Here is a 13,729-nt window from a genome sequence, read left to right on the forward strand (position 1 = left end):
GCAGGACGGTCGCACGCGCCGGACGAGCCTGCGCCGGGTGTGCCGAGCAACCTCCACCGCGCGCATGGAAGCTGGCATAGTGCAGCCTGACCCACGGAAGGAAGGTGCGATCGGTGTTCACGAAATCGCGCGCGTCCGTCGTTCGCATGCTGATCGCGCCGCTGGCGGTGCTGTCGCTGATCTTCGCGCCCGGCACGGTGCGGGCCGCCGGGCCGGACGATGCCGCGCGCGTGATGCTGCTGCTCGACGTGTCGGGCTCGATGAACGAGAAGCTGCCGTCCGGCGAGACGCGCCTGGCCGCCGCCCGCAGCGCACTGCGCCAGGTCGCCGACGCCCTGCCGGCCGGCACCCAGGTCGGGCTGCGGGTCTACGGCTCCGAGATCGCCGAGCCGAAGGAGGAGAACCCCAAGGCCTGCCAGGACAGCAAGGTCGTGATGCCGCTCGGCCCGCTGGACAAGCAGAAGATGTACGCCGCCGCGGACTCCTTCGACGCCAAGGGCGAGACGCCGATGGCCTACGCGCTGGAGCAGACGGTCGGCGATCTCGGTGACAGCGGCAAGCGGATGGTGGTGCTGATCTCCGACGGCGAGGAGAACTGCGTACCCGATCCCTGCGCCTCGGCCAAGAAGCTGGCCGATGCCGGGGTCGACCTGCAGTTCAATGCGGTCGGATTCGGCGTGAACGCCAAGGCCCGCGAGCAGTTGCGGTGCATCGCCGACGCCGGCAACGGCTCCTACTACGACGCCGACGACGCCGAGGACCTGGCCGAGTCCATCCGCCGCCTGGCGCGCCGCGCCCTGCGACCGTTCGGGCTGAACGGGCAGCCGGTGTCCGGAGCGAGCGCCCCGGACGGAGCGCCGCCGCTGGCCGCCGGACAATACCTCGACACCATCGCCCGCCCCGGGGAGAAGAAGTACTACCGGATCGAGCGATCCCCGGGCGGCACGATCAGCGCCGGCTTCGCCGCGATCACCGCGGCGCCGACCGCCGACGGGATGAACCAGGACATCTGGGGCATCGATCTGCAGACCCCCGGCGGGGACTCCTGTGACAGCTCGAGCACGGCTCAGGCGGCCTATCAGGCGGCGGCCGTGGTGGGTCTTGGGGTGCGCAGCGACCGGACCAGCAATCCGGACTGTGCCGCCGGCCCGTTGGTGCTGGAGGTGAGCCGGCAGGCCGGCGCGTTCAACAACGACACGGCGACCGACATCGAGCTGATGATCGACGACGAGCCGGCGATCACCAATCTCGACCGGCTGCCGCCACCGGAGGACGGCGTACCGCAGGCACGCGCGGTGAGCGGCGGCAAGGTCGAGGAGGTCGACGGCGGGACCGCGTTCAGCGACGCGCCCGATGTCGGCACGGGAAGCTGGGACGACACCATCACCGTCGGCGAGACCCGGGTCTACCGGGTGCCGCTCGAGCCGGGCCAGCAGTTGCGGGCGTCGCTCACGGTGCCGAGGCCGGGCGCCAAGAACGGCATGGCCACCCCGGCGGAGGTCGTGACCAGCAAGATCGGGCTGTTCGCCCCGGGCCGCGCGGCCCTCGGCGAGGGGGCGTCCGCCGTGATCCAGGCGGGCAACGCCCAGACGGTCAGCGTCGCGACCCCGGAGATTCGCGTGCGCAACCGGGAGAGCGAGAGCCGCACGGTCGCCGCGGCGTCCCAGGGCGGGGACTACTTCATCGCGGTGGAGGTGGCCTCGGTCGGGCCCGATCAGGTCGGCCGCCCGCTGGACATCCGCCTCGACGTGGCCGTCGACGGCCAGCCGGACGGCTTGCCCGAGTACGCCGAGCCGGTGCCGAGCACGCAGCCGTCGGCCGGCGCACCGGGCGAATCGCCCGAGGGCCCAGAAGCGTCGGCCCCGGGCTTCGGTTTCCCGATCTGGGGCGCGGTGCTGGGCGGAGTTCTGCTGCTGGTCGCCGCGGCCGGTGCCGGGTTGCTGGCGTTGCGTCGCCGGCGCTGATCAGCGGCCGCGGGTACGCCAGACCAGGGCCGAGACCACCGCGTGCCCGACGATGATCATCAGCACGGTGCCGATGGAGGCAAGGGGCTCCGGCCGGGCGTACCACGGCGCGCGGAACGCGGTCACCATCATGAAGCAGGTCGCGATCAGGGCGCACAGTCCGGTGCTGATGGCCGGCAGCAACCACACCGGCCCGCGCCGCGGGACCAACAGTGCCGCTGCCGCCCCGGACACCGCGCCACCGGCGGCCGCGATGGCCACCCCGGAGAAGGTCGGCGCCTGGCGCGGGGCGTCGGCGAGATCGAGGATCAGGCCGCTCGCGACCACGCCGAGGAAGAGCCCGACGGTGCAGCCGATGAACAACCGGCACACGGCCATCGGCCAGGTCAGCCCTCGACGCGTGCGGGTCGACGGCTCGGCGGTGCGGTACGCCGAGCCGCCCGGCGGCTGCCGGAGCCCGCTCACTTGCTCACGCATTCGGGGTTGTCGACGGGCTGCCGAACACCCCCCGCATCCGGCAGCCCGAGATAGGAGGCCGAGACGGCGCGCGAGGTGGCGGTCTCGAGGGAGAAGTCGACGCCGAGGGTCAGCCCCAGCTTGACCTCGGCGGCGAAGCCGGTCGTATCGGTGATGTTGTTGTACTGCACGGTGCTGACCTGCGCGTTGTTGTAGAGCAGCATCTGGAAGGGGTCGCTGCTGTCCGGGCGATCGGGGTTGAGTCGGGCGTCGTTGAGCCGGCCGTCGTTGTTGATCCAGTCATCGACCACTGCCCGCTGCGCGTCGGTCTCGACGTTGAGCGTGGTCGTCACGACCTCGGCGTTGGCGTTCTTCTTCGACCCGGAAGCATTGCCCTTGCCGGTGCCGATCTTGCCCTTGCCGTTCAGGCTCGACTCGCGGGTGGTGGTGAATTCGATCTTGACCACCTTGCCGTTCTTGTCCCGGGTGATCGACACGTCCTGGCCGTAGAGCGCGCGGCCCTCGCCGTCGACCGGGCCGAGCTGTCCGACGAACGATCCGTAACCCTCGCCGCTGGTGGTGTAGGTGGTGTTGCCCGTGGTGGAGTCGTGCACGGTCGTCCACTTGCCGGAACCACCGAACTTGAGGCCGCCATTCGCCAGATTGATGTTGGGCTTGGTGCCCGGCTTCGGAGGCGGGTCTCCCTCCTTGGGCTTCTTGGCCCACGGCGGCACGATGCCGACGCGTGCGCCGATGTCCCCCTCGAGGGTCACGGTGCTGACCGACTGGTTCGGCGGCTTGGGCGGATCGACCCACTTGTCGAACAGCGTCAGGTAGAGGGCATAACCCCCGCTGTCGTCGCGCTTGAGTGTCTGCTGCTGGAGCAGATAGTCGTCCAACTGCGTGCGCATGGCATCGGCCTCGTCCTGGTTGGCGAAGGTCCAGGTGCTGCCGTAGTCGAACTTCAGCCCCCCGCCGAAGTCAACCTTGGCCCCCGCCTTGACCTTGCCGATGTCGAACTTGCCTCCGAAACCGGTCTCCAGCCCGATCGTCGCCCCGTCGGTCACCGTGTACGTCACAGTGCCGTCGCTGTAGACGGTTTCGACGAAGCCGGCATTCTCGCCGAACTTGAAGATCCCGACCTTGACGACGCTGTTGACCTTCTCCGACTTCCGGGAGACCCGGCACTTCGGCGGCTTCGGATCGAGCGGCGGATTCGTGCTCGGCGGAGTGGTCGGTGTCGGGGCGGTGCAACTGCCGAACTTCGCTGCCTTCTGCACCTGGCACACGGCCTCGGGGATCACCGCCCCGATCTGGCCGTTGTTCGCCGTGAGCGCCACCGAGCCGACCATGACCGCGGCCAGCGCCGTCGCCGCGGCGTACTCCAGCGCGCCCGCGCCCCGCTCGCGTCCGGCGTCGCGCAGCCGTTGCCACCGGTCCGAGACCACGCTCCTGATGCCCACAGTCATTCCTCCACGCGCGCTACCGCTGATCGTCACTCGTCCGGAACGCTACTGGGGAACAGGTCATCGACCGTAGGTCCGCGGGCCCAATCGCGGGCCCCATTGCCGCGTGCCGCGCGACCGGTCACTCCCGGGTCGGCGAGACCACGATCGAGTCGAGCACGCGGCGCTCCAGCTCCGCATCGTGCCGAGGCGTCAGGATCGACACCGCCACCGATTGCGGATACGGCCAGACGGCGCCGATGATCCACGTCCCGAAGACCTGATTGCCTTGGGGATCATCGATCGTGTAGCGGACGAGCTGGCCGGTGGTCGCGCCCTTCAGCTCGACATCGCGGGTCTCCACGATCTCGAAGCCCTCCAGCGACACCTGGGCCTGGGCGATCAGCGAGGCCATCGCCTCGGCGGCGGACGTGTACTCCCCGAAGTCGCCCGACACCTGGATCTGCTCCACCGAGTCCGGGGCGAGTGCATAGCCGACCGTCCAGGGCGCCTCGACCTGGAGCGGGGACTGCCAGGCGCTCGGTCGTACCACTTTGATCTTGCCGATCTCGTCCTCGACGTAGGCCGGATCGTCCGCAGCCGTGCACGCGCCCAGCACCATCGCGCAGGCGGCCAGCAGGGCGGCGATCATGGTCGCGGATCGTCGGAACATGTGGTCAGCGTAGCCACTCGCCGTTGTGGTGGCCCCGCTCCTGTGCTTGGCTGCCCCGGTGCCAGCACCCGTTGTGACGCTCGCGTTGGTCGGCCTCGGCGCCGTCGGCGGGATTGTCGCCGCGATCTGGCTGCGCGGGCGCGGCTATCGCCGTGACGATGACGAACTGCACCACTCGCTCCCGGTGGCCGCCGTACCGATCCTCAGCACGCTGCTGTCCGTTCCGGTCGCCGTGCTGCGCGCCGACGAGCCGATCGTCGCCGGGCTGCTGGTGGTGGCGGTGGTGTGGTTCGTGGTGCTCGGCTTCATCGACATCGAGGTGCGTCGGCTGCCGGACCGGCTGGTCCTGCCGGGGTACGCCGTGGCGTTGGCCGGCCTGGCGGCCGCGGCTTGGTCGTCAGGCGCCGGCGAGGCCCTCGTGCGCAGCATCGCCTGCGGCGCGATTGCCTTCGCCTGCTACCTGGTGCTGGCGCTGATCGGCGCGGGCCGCTCCGGCCTCGGCCTGGGCGACGTCAAGCTCGCCGGGGTGCTGGGTCTCCTGCTCGGCTGGTCCGGCTGGCTGGTCGCGGCGCTCGGGATGTTGACGGGATTCGTCGTCGGCGGACTGGTCGCCGGGTTTCTGCTCGTGGCCCGGCGTTCGGACCGCCGCTCCCACATGCCGTTCGGGCCCGCGATGCTGATCGGGGCGTACCTGTGGCTGTGCCTGCCGAACCTGTCCGCCTGACGAGACCGGCGGCTTCCGGCCGGGAGGGGGCGACACGCTGCTCTGCTACCGTCCGGCCGGGATCGCGCAACAGCGCTCGAATGGGGGAGAGGCCCGGATGCTCGTTGTGGTGAAGGGATGCCCGGATTTCGGTTCGGTACCGGGGCTGATGGGCGACGCGCCGTCGGCACTGTTCGACCTGGTACGCCGGCGCCAGTCGAGCGGACACGTACTGGTCCTCGCTCCCGAGTACGCCGAGATCGAGACCGCCCGCCAGAAGCACGTGTTGGCGTCGGCTATGCCCGAAGTCGCGTGCGCGGTCCTCGCGTTGCCGCACCACGCCTTCGGGCTGATGGCGTTCGCCGTCACCGTCGACTCCGGCCGCGGCCGGCTCTGGCACGACCCCGGACAGGCGGTGGCCATCGTCCAGGATCTGTCCGACCGGAGCCGCAGCGTCGTCTGGCACCCGCGGCTCGGCGGCCTCGCCGATCCGCGCCCGAATGCGTTGCAGACGATCGGGGGACTGGTCGGTCAGGGCTGGTTCGCCACGGTCGGCGAGCCGGGGCTGAGCAGGCAGCCGCCGCAGCCGGAGGGCGGGCTGCACTGGAGCGTGGCGGGAGCGCCGCCGGCGAAGTTGCGTCAGGCCCTCGGCGGGCTCTCGGTGACCGAGGTCGACTTCCCCGACGAGCAGGGCGCCCCGTACTGCACCCGCGGTTCGGTTCAATTGGGCGGGCTGGCGGCCGTCCGGCCCGCGGCCGAGGGCGCGGGGTGCCGTGTGTGCGGGGCGATGATCGTCGACGAGCACTGCCGGTTCTGCCTGCAGCGACCGACCGAGAGTCGTTCGAGACAAGGATTCCCGTTCGATTCGGGAAGCACTGAGTTGATGGAGGTTGCCAGGTGAATCCACGACAGCGACGGGGGGTCATGCTGATGATCCTCGCGGGCCTGGTGGCGATCTTGGTGTTCGTCGGGGTGTCCCGGTTCGTCAGCGATGTGAACTCCCGGGTCGGGCCGATGGTCACCGTCTACCAGGTCACCCAGGACCTGGAGCCGTTCACACCGCTGTCACAGGAGAACACCACGCCGGTCGAGATCCCGGAGCGCTGGGCCGCGCCGAACACGGTCCTGCAGGGCCAGGAGATCGACGGTCGGGTGACGGCGATCCCGCTCACGGCCGGCTCGACCGTCAGCCTCGATGCACTGGTCCCGCCGAGCAATCTGGATCCCACCGAGCGCGAGATCGCGGTCAATGTCGACGCGGTGACGGGCCTGGCCGGTCGGGTGCGGCCCGGCGACCGGGTGGACGTGTACGCCGTCTTCGCCGACGTGCCGGGCCTGCCCAAGCAGGCTCGCATCCTGGTCGAGAACGTGCGCATCGTCTCCGTCGAGGGCCAACAGCAGGTGCCATCGGCCGACGCCAGGTCCGTGCAGAACGTGATCCCGGTGACGCTCGCCCTGCCGCCCGACGATGCGCTGTCGGTCACCTACGCCAACGCCTTCGCCCAGGAGGTACGCTTGGTGGGCCTCCCGCCGGGCGTCGCGCAGGACCGGACCTCTGAGCAGAAGACCTATGACGCGGAAGAGCTGGGCGGGACCGCGGTGCCCGAGGGCGAGGAGGGCAACCGATGACCAAGGCAGTGGTCGCAGTCGCCGACCAGATCCTGTTGCAGGAACTGCGCTCCCGGCTGGAACAGATCGACACCCCGGTCGAGATCGCCTCGGTGGCCGAATCCACCCACGAGCTCGCGTCGGTGTTGACCAGGGAGCAGCCCACGCTGCTGTTCGTGCACGACCGGATCGGTCCGGGGGCGGTGTTGCCCATGATCCGCGATCTGACGATGCGCAATCCCGCGCTGGCGGTGTTGATGATCACCTCCTCGCACGGGCAGGACGCCTATCAGCGGGCGATCGAGATGGGCGCGCGTGGCGTACTGGTCAATCCCTTCGGTCTGGAGGAGCTCGAACAGCGGATCGGTACCGCGCTCGAATGGGCGCGGGCCGGCCGCAGCGTGCCGCTGCTGGAGGCCACCGCCGGGCGCGGATCGGGCCGCGTGGTCACCGTCACCGGCGCGAAGGGTGGTGTCGGCGTCAGCGTGATCGCCAGTCACCTGGCCTGGGACATCGCCACCCAGGAACGCGACATGCGCGTCTGCCTGGTCGATCTCGATGTCGAGAAGGGCGATGTGCCGAGCTACCTCGACGTCGCCCATCGGGTCTCCATCGCCGATCTGGCCAAGATCAGCGAGGACCTTTCGCCGCGGGCCGTCGCCGATACGGTGCTGAGCCACGCATCCGGGCTGAACCTGCTGCTCGCGCCGATCGAGATCCGCGACTCCGAGTACGTCACCGCCGAGGCGGTACGCCGGATCGTGGAGCAACTGCGCTCGATGTATCACCTGGTGATCATCGACGCGGGAGCGGCGGTCACGGCGGCCCAGGCCGCGGCCGTCCAGTCCGCCGATGTGGTGCAGCAGGTGGTCACCGCCGATGTTCCGGCGCTGCGCGCCGCGCGGCGGCAGGTGCTCGCGTGGGAATCCCTCGGAGTGGTCAACCCCGGCGAGGTGCGGATCGTGGTCAACCGGTTCGACCGGCGCAGCGAGATCCAGCAGGACACGATCGACACGCTGGTCCTGGGCGAGCGTTCGCAGGTGCTGATCCCCGACCTCGACCAGGGGTTGGCGCGCGCGAGCAATACGCGTACCCCGTCCGAGGTGCGCAACGGTCGCTGGTGGAAGAGCCTGCGAGCGATCGGGCAGGAGTTGGACGTCGTGCGGGCGTACCGGGAATCGGCCGCCGATGTGACAGACGGCGACCCGGGCCAGCAGCCAGTCGCCGCCGGGCGGCGCGCCCACGATGCCGGTCAGATCACGCTCGAGACGGCTGCGCTGATCCCGCTCGCGCTGGTGGCGCTCGTCGTCTGCATCCAGATGATCCTGCTCGGGATGGCCTTCGTCTGGTCGGGGGTCGCCTCGAGTGCCGCGGCCCGGGCGGTCTCGGTCGGCGACCGCCCGCCGCAGGTCGCGGCCCAAGCGACCCTGCCGCCCGGATTCGACGCCGAGGTGACGCAGTCGGGCAATCGGGTCAGCGTTCGCGTGGATTCGCCGCTGTTGCTGGGCACCGGGGTGCAGCGCGAGATCGGCATCGAGACAGATCACACCGTCCAGGAGGAACCGCGATGAGGGCACGCCGGGGGGAGGCGGGCGCGGCATCCGTCGAGTTCGTGGCGCTGCTGCCGCTGTTGATGATCTTCGCGATGATGCTGTTGCAGCTCTTCTTCGTGGTCAACACCAGCTTCGCGGCGGATCAGGCGGCACGCGATGCCGCGCGTGCCTATTCGCTCGGCCGCTCACCACACGACGCGGCGCGGCAGAGCCTGCCGCAGGGGGTGTCGCTGATCGGCGTCCAGACCTTCGGGCCCGACTCCGGTGTCCGCGTCGAGGTCGAGGGCCCGCACTTCCTGCCCGCGGTGGACGGCCGGGTCGTCCGGGAGGTGGTGATGCCGTGAGGACCTCGTTCAGCACCGGCTTCGCGCGCCGGGACCTGCCGGCGGCCGATTCCACCTCGGCCGCCGACGACGCGCAGGTCGCCAGGTTCAAGCAACTCCTGTTGGACGAGGTCGACCTGCAGGAGCTCTCCCGGATGCCGAGCGACGAGCGCCGGATCCGACTGGAGCGGGTGCTGGCGCACCTGATCTCGCGGGAGGGCGTGATCTTGTCGACCCGGGAGCGGGCGATCCTGGTCCGCCGGGTCGTCGACGAGGCGGTCGGGCTCGGCGTCCTGGAACCGCTGCTGGCCGACGACTCGATCTCCGAGATCATGATCAACGGCCATGACACCGTCTATGTCGAACGCTACGGCCGGTTGGAACGGATTCCCTCGGGTTTCACCTCCGAGGCCCAGTTGCTGCAGACCATCGACCGGATCGTCTCGGCCGTGAACCGGCGCGTCGACGAGGCCAGCCCGATGGTCGACGCGCGTCTGCCGGCCGACGCCCGGTTGCCGCGCGGCGCCCGCGTCAACGTGGTGCTGCCGCCGCTGTCGCTGAACGGGCCTGCGGTCACCATCCGGCTGTTCCCCAAGGCCTACGGGCTGGACGAGCTGATCCGCCGCGGCACGATTGACGAGGCGAGCGCGGAACTGCTGCGGGCCTGCGTCCGGGCGCGGCTGAATGTGGTCGTCTCGGGCGGCACCGCCTCGGGCAAGACCACACTGCTGAATGCGCTGTCGCAGTTCGTGCCCGAGCACGAGCGGATCGTCACCGTCGAGGATGCGGCGGAGCTGTCGCTCTACCAGGAGCACGTGATCCGGCTGGAGACCCGGCCGCCGAATGTCGACGGCCGCGGCGGGATCACCATCCGCGAGCTGGTTCGCAATGCATTGCGCATGCGCCCGGACCGGATCATCGTCGGCGAGGTACGCGGCGGCGAGGCGCTCGACATGTTGCAGGCGATGAACACCGGCCACGACGGATCGCTGTCCACGGTGCACGCGAACAGCCCGTTCGACGCGCTGTCGAGGATCGAGACGCTGTCCACGATGAGCGACATCGAGGTGCCGTTCGCCGCCATCCGCGACCAGGTGAACAACGCCATGCACCTCGTGGTCCAGTTGACCAGGCACGCCGACGGGACGAGGCGGGTGACCGAGATCGGCGCCGTCGTCTCCGAGCGCCGCAGCGACTACGAGATCGAGACGATGTTGCGCTGGAACGGCGCGTCGCGCGAGTTCGAGCGATTCTCGATGCCGCCGCGCCTGCGGCAGTTGCTGGAACTCGGCGGTGAGACACTGCCGGAGCGCTGGGAGACCCTGCGATGACGCTGATCTACCTCGGGCTGGTCGTCGCGACGGTGCTGTTCTTCGTCGGCATGGGCCAGCTCGGGGCCTCGATCCGCGACCGGCGCCGGCTGGCCCGGGGCGTGGTGGAGGGGATGGAGCGCGAGGTCGCGCCCGGCAGCCCGTTCACCCGGGCCGATCGCCGCTTTACACGGACCCGCGTCGGCCGCTACCTGCAGCGGGAGCTGAGCACCGCCGGCCTGAACTATCCGCCGCTCGGCGTCGCGGCGGTGCTGCTGGTGGTCGGCATCGTGTTGCCCTACCTGCTGTCGGTGCTGTTTGCGCCGGTCTTCGCCGTGTTCGGGGTGCTGGTGGTGTTCCTGATCCTGCGGCTGTGGCTGAGCCGACAGCGCGAACGCCGGCTGGAGCGGCTGGTGCAGCAGATCCCCGAGCTGGCGCGCGTGCTGTCGAACGGCACCAACGCCGGGCTGAGCATCGCCACCGCGTGGACGGTCGCCGAGCGCGAGATGTACGAGCCGGCCAAGTCGGAGATCCGTCGCCTGAACGACTCCGTCCGGTTCGGCTCCTCGCTGGAGACCGCGATGCTCGAGCTGTACGAGCGACATCCGGCGCGGGAGATCCGGGTGCTGATGTCGACCCTGGTGGTGAGCGCGCGGTCGGGCGGCTCGCTGGTCAAGGCGCTGCGCGACATCTCGCGTACCCTCGACGACCGCAAGGAGGTACGCCGGGAGATCCGCACCACCCTCGCGCAGGCGCGCGTCACCAGTTGGCTCGTCGCCGCGATGGCCGTCGGGATGCTGGTGATGTTGAACGCCGTGCAGCCGGGCACCGTGGAGAAGATGACCGGGAACCTGATCGGTCAGATCGCGCTCGTGGTCGGCTTCGGCCTGATCGCCGTGGGCCTGCTGATCGTCCGGCGGCTGACCAGGATCGACGTCTGAGGTGGGCGGCTTCTCGGCCTTCTGGCCCGCGCTCGCCGCCACCGGCGCGCTCGTGCTCTTCCTGCTCGGCTACCGGATGCTGCGCTCCGATGTCGGGAGCTATCTGGACGCCGAGGACCTGATCCTGCTCAAGGACGAGCGGCGGCGCGAGGAGGCGCGGCGCAACTCGCCGCTGAGTCGGCTGGCCGGGCGACTGGTGCCGTCGGTCAGGCGGCTGATCGGGCCGTCGGGCATCTTGTACCTGCAGCGCACGATCAACCGGGCGGGCCGCCCCGACGGGGTGTCGGTGGAAACGGTGCTGCGCCGGATCGTGTTCTGGTTGCTCCTGCTGGCGCCCGTCGGCCTGCTCTTCATCGTCCAGGGCCAGCCGTTCGCGCTGCCGCTGTTGCTGATCTGCGCGCTCTGGCTGCCGCTGGCCGGGATCCTGCGCCGCGCGCGCACCCGGCGCGCCCGGATCGACCGCGATCTGCCCGACTTCCTCGACATCTTGGCGGTCACGGTGAGCGCTGGCATCGCCTTCCGGGCGGCCCTCGCCCGCGTGTCCGACCGCTTCGACGGCCCCCTGGCCGAGGAGGTACGGATCACTCTGGACCAGTTGACCCACGGCGCGAGCCTGCGGTCGGCATTTCTGGGCCTGCAGGAGCGTACCGGCTCGGTCCCGATGCGCAGCTTCGTCACGGCATTCCTGCAGGCCGAGGAGCTCGGCGCACCGCTGGCGGAGACCCTGAACCAGATCGCGGTCGACATGCGCCGCGACAGCGCCCAGGCGATGCGCCGGCTGGCCGGCGAGACGGCGCCGCGGATCACCCTGGTGACGACGCTCTTCCTGGTGCCGGCCGCGCTGATCTTCACCGTCGTCGGCCTGGTGATCGGTGCCGATCTCAACCTCGACGAGCTGCTCGGGGCCCTGCGGTGAGCGACGCCGGGGGGCAGGCACTGATCGAGGATGCGCAGTTCACGCACCTCGTTCGCTGGGTCGTCACGGCGCGGCTGATCTGCCTGGTGCTCGCGGCGCCATTCGCCTTCTGGGGAGAGTCTGGCCTCGTCGGCGCCGTCGCCGTGGCGGTGCTCGCGCTGTTCAGCCTGGTGCTCGGGCGCAGCGACCGCCTGCTCGGCCGGATGGTACGCCACCCGCTGCTCGGCTCGCTCGACCTGGCGCTCACCGTGGTGGTGCTGCTCGCGGTGCCGGCGGGCGACCCGGCGAGCCTGGCCGCGGTCTGTTCCGCCCTGTTGGCCGGGTTGTTGTTTCCGCCGCGGATCCTCGTGCTGCTGATCGTGCCGCTGATGCTGGCCGGGGCGACCGCCGCGCTGCAGGGCGCCGCGCGCCAGCTCGACCCGCGGCTGTGGCTCGGCGGTGCGCTGGCGTTGCCGATCCTGATGCTCGGCCTGGCCATGATCGGCGTGGTCATCCGGCAGATCGTGGGCCGGCTGGTCGAGGCGCGCGACCAGACCGCCGAGGCGGTCGCGGCGCGCAGCGCCGCCGAGGAGCGGGCCAGGCTGGCGCGAGACATGCACGACTCGGTCGGCAAATCCCTGTACGGGATCTCGCTGGCGGCCCAGTCGTTGCCGGGTGCGGTCGAGCGCGACCCCGCGCTGGCGGCGAGCACCGCCCAGGGCCTGTCGGAGGCCGCGGAGCAGGCGGCGCGGCAGGCCCGCGAGTTGCTGGTCTCGTTGCGGCGCAGCGAGATCGACCGTCCGACGATCGAGGTGGTCTCGGAACTGACGCGGGCCTGGGGCGAGGCCACCGGGATCGCCGTCGAGATCGACGGCGTCACCGCCGTCGATGTCTCCGCGCCGGTCGCCGAGGAGATGGCCGCCGCCCTCGGCGAGATGTTGCACAACATCGCCAAACATGCCGAGGCATCCCGGGTCACCGTCCGGCTGGCCGACGAGGGCGAGCGGGTTGCGCTGGTCGTGATCGACGACGGGGTCGGGTTCGCGCTCGACCGGGCGGCGCGGAAGGCCGGACACTTCGGGCTGCGCGGGCTGGCCGAGCGGGCGGACCGCGTCGCGGGGGAGCTCGAGATCGACTCGAGTCCGGGAGAAGGAACGAGGATCAGATGGACGGCACTGCGCGACCCGGCACCGACGCCGGGCTGAGCATCAACGTCGACGGGCCTTGCCGCGTCGTGATCGCCGACGACAATGCGGTGATCCGGATGGGCGTGCGCAGCCTGTTGGCCGGGGCGGACGACATCGAGGTGGTCGGCGAGGCGGGCGACGGGCGGGCGGCCATCGAGCAGGTCCGGCTCCACCATCCCGATGTGTTGTTGCTCGATGTCCGGATGCCACGCCAGGACGGGGTGTCCACGGTCAACGAGGTGGCCGCCGACACCGCGGTGATCATGCTCACCTACTCCGATGCGCCGGAGGTGATCAACGCGGCCGTGCGCGGCGGCGCCCGGAGTTACCTGGTGCACGGCCAGTTCTCCGCCGACGAGCTGATCGGCGCGGTGCGGATGGCACGCCGAGGCATGGGCACGTTCTCGCCCCAGGCCGTGGCGCAACTGGCGAGCGTGGGCAGGCCGGCGCACGGCGAACTGATCGAACGCCACGGCCTGTCCGAGCGCGAGGTCGAGGTGATGGAGCTGATCGCCAAGGGCGCACCCAATGCCGATATCGCCGGCGCGCTGTTCATCTCGCAGAAGACGGTGAAGAACCACGTCAACCGGATCTTCGCCAAGCTCGGCGTCACGCGGCGCGGCGAGGCGATCGCGCTGTGGCTGGACGGGTCCCGATGACGGGCGGGGCGG

At 70.5% G+C, this 13,729-nt stretch carries 14 protein-coding genes; 11 read left to right on the top strand and 3 right to left on the bottom strand.

The window, feature by feature from the left end:
- Positions 1-113: 113 nt before the first annotated feature.
- Positions 114-1,964: a vWA domain-containing protein gene (locus tag ACXDC7_RS03665; protein ID WP_459221226.1), complete on the top strand. Its 1,851-nt coding sequence runs from the start codon at positions 114-116 to the stop codon at positions 1,962-1,964.
- Here the strand turns inward: ACXDC7_RS03665 and ACXDC7_RS03670 are convergent, their stop codons facing one another.
- The 3 genes from ACXDC7_RS03670 to ACXDC7_RS03680 form a co-directional block, all read right to left on the bottom strand.
- Positions 1,965-2,441, bottom strand: a complete 477-nt coding sequence (locus ACXDC7_RS03670; protein ID WP_459221227.1) for a hypothetical protein — start codon at positions 2,439-2,441, stop codon at positions 1,965-1,967.
- Entirely contained in the window at positions 2,426-3,883 is a 1,458-nt protein-coding gene (locus tag ACXDC7_RS03675; protein ID WP_459221228.1) for a hypothetical protein, read from the bottom strand. Before ACXDC7_RS03675 ends, ACXDC7_RS03670 begins: the two co-directional genes overlap by 16 nt.
- Before the next feature lie 124 nt (positions 3,884-4,007).
- Positions 4,008-4,538, bottom strand: coding sequence for a hypothetical protein (locus tag ACXDC7_RS03680; protein WP_459221229.1), 531 nt, complete (start codon positions 4,536-4,538; stop codon positions 4,008-4,010).
- Between the two features lie 58 nt (positions 4,539-4,596).
- Between ACXDC7_RS03680 and ACXDC7_RS03685 the strand changes: the two genes are divergently transcribed.
- The 10 genes from ACXDC7_RS03685 (at position 4,597) to ACXDC7_RS03730 (ending at position 13,717) form a co-directional block, all read left to right on the top strand.
- On the top strand, positions 4,597-5,262 hold the full coding sequence (locus tag ACXDC7_RS03685; RefSeq protein ID WP_459221230.1) for a prepilin peptidase: 666 nt from the start codon (positions 4,597-4,599) through the stop codon (positions 5,260-5,262).
- Positions 5,263-5,359: 97 nt separating this feature from the next.
- Entirely contained in the window at positions 5,360-6,142 is a 783-nt protein-coding gene (locus ACXDC7_RS03690; protein ID WP_459221231.1) for a hypothetical protein, read from the top strand.
- A gap of 23 nt (positions 6,143-6,165) precedes the next feature.
- Positions 6,166-6,870 (top strand): Flp pilus assembly protein CpaB, encoded by a 705-nt coding sequence (gene cpaB, locus ACXDC7_RS03695; protein ID WP_218843748.1) that lies wholly within the window; start codon positions 6,166-6,168, stop codon positions 6,868-6,870.
- A complete protein-coding gene (locus ACXDC7_RS03700; protein ID WP_459221232.1) occupies positions 6,867-8,420 on the top strand; it encodes an AAA family ATPase in 1,554 nt (517 codons plus the stop codon). The genes cpaB and ACXDC7_RS03700 overlap by 4 nt, the downstream gene beginning before the upstream one ends.
- Positions 8,417-8,746, top strand: a complete 330-nt coding sequence (locus ACXDC7_RS03705; protein WP_459221233.1) for a TadE/TadG family type IV pilus assembly protein — start codon at positions 8,417-8,419, stop codon at positions 8,744-8,746. The genes ACXDC7_RS03700 and ACXDC7_RS03705 overlap by 4 nt, the downstream gene beginning before the upstream one ends.
- Positions 8,743-10,056 carry a CpaF family protein gene (locus tag ACXDC7_RS03710; RefSeq protein WP_218843746.1) on the top strand — a complete coding sequence of 438 codons (1,314 nt, stop codon included), beginning with the start codon at positions 8,743-8,745 and terminating at the stop codon, positions 10,054-10,056. The genes ACXDC7_RS03705 and ACXDC7_RS03710 overlap by 4 nt, the downstream gene beginning before the upstream one ends.
- Positions 10,053-10,976 (top strand): type II secretion system F family protein, encoded by a 924-nt coding sequence (locus ACXDC7_RS03715; RefSeq protein ID WP_459221234.1) that lies wholly within the window; start codon positions 10,053-10,055, stop codon positions 10,974-10,976. Before ACXDC7_RS03710 ends, ACXDC7_RS03715 begins: the two co-directional genes overlap by 4 nt.
- 1 nt (position 10,977) lies before the next feature.
- Complete coding sequence (locus ACXDC7_RS03720; RefSeq protein WP_459221235.1) at positions 10,978-11,892, top strand: type II secretion system F family protein; 915 nt, start codon at positions 10,978-10,980, stop codon at positions 11,890-11,892.
- Positions 11,889-13,076 (top strand): sensor histidine kinase, encoded by a 1,188-nt coding sequence (locus ACXDC7_RS03725; protein WP_459221236.1) that lies wholly within the window; start codon positions 11,889-11,891, stop codon positions 13,074-13,076. The genes ACXDC7_RS03720 and ACXDC7_RS03725 overlap by 4 nt, the downstream gene beginning before the upstream one ends.
- Entirely contained in the window at positions 13,037-13,717 is a 681-nt protein-coding gene (locus ACXDC7_RS03730) for a response regulator (RefSeq protein ID WP_179444762.1), read from the top strand. The genes ACXDC7_RS03725 and ACXDC7_RS03730 overlap by 40 nt, the downstream gene beginning before the upstream one ends.
- Positions 13,718-13,729 lie beyond the last annotated feature (12 nt).

It is taken from the genome of Naumannella huperziae (genome assembly GCF_054073625.1).